Raw genomic sequence first — 1,853 nt, forward strand, 5'->3', positions numbered from 1 at the left:
CCGCCCGCCTGCTTGGAGCCGAGGATGTTGATGGCGGGGTTCGACGTCATCGTTCCCGAGGCGCCGATCACGATCGTGCAGGTGCCGACGATCGCCGCCTGCGCGGGAAAGCAGAGGCCGGCAAGTGCTGCCACCGCAAGCAGGGCGCGGCTATTTCTTCTTCTTTTTCCTGCCATCGCCGTTCGTACCTCTGATGCTCCAGCCTTCGTTGGCCCATCCGGCCGAAGCGGTTGCGGGAGCGGGAGCGGCCGTGGGACCGGCGGCAGCCACGCTGCCCGTCGTCTGGCCGTCGGCGCCGAGGCCCATCTTGAGCAGCTTCAGTTCCATCTGCAGGCGCTCGACCTCAAGCTCGTAGAGGCGGCTGCAATCGACACGCTTCGGCGTCCGACCGATCGGGACCACCACGCGGCCATAGGTGGCGATGTCGCTGTTCGACTGGCTGCTGTTGTTGCCTCTGATGACGCCGACGTCGAGATAGGCGCCACTGCCTGAAACCGAGGAGCGGCAGGTGGTGCCGTCGGAAGCATGCACCTCGTCCTGGCCCTGGGGAAGGGTGACACCGGGCAGGGTGAAACCCGTCTGGTTCTGGTTCAGGTTCAGTATGTCCTCGGCAAACCCCGAACTCACGACCGCCAAAGCGGACAGCAAGGAGAGGGTCAGGACCTGCGATGTCCGAAGAACTTTCCGCATATCTGTGCCCTTATCTGCGTCTGCTCGCTTGGAAAGGGGATACTCTCGGTACAGATACGCACTTTACGCTCGGTCGCGCCGTCGAACGGCACGACCACCAGAACCGGACGCGATGCCTGGCCGGCCAGAAGAAAGGCGCTGGGCGTGATCCTGGCGGCTATCGGCTGGAAATCCTGGTCGTAGACATGAACCTCGACGCGAATTCGCTGGTCGTACGGGTTGCCCGGAAAGACGCGGACGGCGAAAGCATCGGTGAACGACCTCACCTCGCCGCGCATCGGCGTCATCGACTGGCCCGTCGCGGCAAGGGGAGACAACACGACGGCCAGCGCCGCCGTCAGAATTCCAACCTTTTTCAAAGACCGCTCCTTTCGCGAGAAGGCTATTCGCAGCGCAGTGTGACGGTTGCCTGGTAGTTGCCGGCGGAGAAGCGGTTCGAGCCGCTCTTGGTGCCGGCAAGATTGACCGCGACCGTCGATGTGCCCGGTACCGTCAGCGCGGTCGCGGTGCCGGTCTCGGCAATGGTCTGCGCGCCGGAGGTGGCGAAGGTCGGGGTCCATGTGGTGGCCGTGACATCTGAGGCCGGCACGGTGGTGGTCGTGACCGGGTCGACGCTGAGCGTGACGCCGCCGGTGGTATCCACCTGGGCGCTGCCGGCCGAACCGCCTGCATTGTGGGAGCTCAGCGACTGAAGATTGGTGCTGACGGTCATCGTGCCGTTGGAGTTGATCGTGATCGTGCAGGTCGCGGTGATCGTGCCGTCGAACAGCACGTTTCCGGTGGCTGCGGATGCGGTCTGGTCGATGCAGGCGACCAGCAGTGCCGCACCGATGACGGCGCGAAAGAACTTCATCGAAACCCTCCTATCAAGCCGGATGGTCCGACTTAATACAAAGGCATCTTCGCTTTATCGTAGTTAATTTAGGGTAAAATGAAATGTCTTCACTTGCCTAAAAAGAGTAAAACCGGCGAAACCACAGGTTGTCGCCGGTTGTAATGCCTATAAATTTGGGGGCAAAGGCGATAAATGTAGGAATACTTGTTTATACTTTGATCCACGGTTTTGTGCAACAAAACTCGAAAATATCGACGTTTCAGGACGAGACCTGTCCCGCCTCCCAGCCGAGGATGGCACGCTTGCGGGTCAGGCCCCAGTGGTATCC

3 protein-coding genes are annotated in these 1,853 nt (G+C 61.5%); all 3 read right to left on the reverse strand.

The features are described 5' to 3' along the window. Positions 1–150: 150 nt before the first annotated feature. Genes EN781_RS31680 through EN781_RS31690 form a run of 3 tightly spaced genes read right to left on the reverse strand, consistent with a single transcriptional unit; the run spans position 151 to position 1,543 of the window. A complete protein-coding gene (locus EN781_RS31680; protein ID WP_126058309.1) occupies positions 151–690 on the reverse strand; it encodes a hypothetical protein in 540 nt (179 codons plus the stop codon). After that, entirely contained in the window at positions 657–1,049 is a 393-nt protein-coding gene (locus tag EN781_RS31685) for a hypothetical protein (protein WP_126058310.1), read from the reverse strand. Before EN781_RS31685 ends, EN781_RS31680 begins: the two co-directional genes overlap by 34 nt. Before the next feature lie 23 nt (positions 1,050–1,072). Then, positions 1,073–1,543, reverse strand: coding sequence for a hypothetical protein (locus tag EN781_RS31690; protein ID WP_126058311.1), 471 nt, complete (start codon positions 1,541–1,543; stop codon positions 1,073–1,075). Between the last annotated feature and the right edge of the window lie 310 nt (positions 1,544–1,853).

Source organism: Mesorhizobium sp. M4A.F.Ca.ET.090.04.2.1, assembly GCF_003999085.1.
Taxonomy (GTDB): domain Bacteria; phylum Pseudomonadota; class Alphaproteobacteria; order Rhizobiales; family Rhizobiaceae; genus Mesorhizobium.

What these genes read in the sequence shown, in the direction of transcription:
- EN781_RS31680 (WP_126058309.1), bottom strand. Translation starts at nt 690, where the DNA reads ATGCGGAAAGTTCTTCGGACATCGCAGGTCCTGACCCTCTCCTTGCTG.
- EN781_RS31690 (WP_126058311.1), bottom strand. Translation starts at nt 1,543, where the DNA reads ATGAAGTTCTTTCGCGCCGTCATCGGTGCGGCACTGCTGGTCGCCTGC.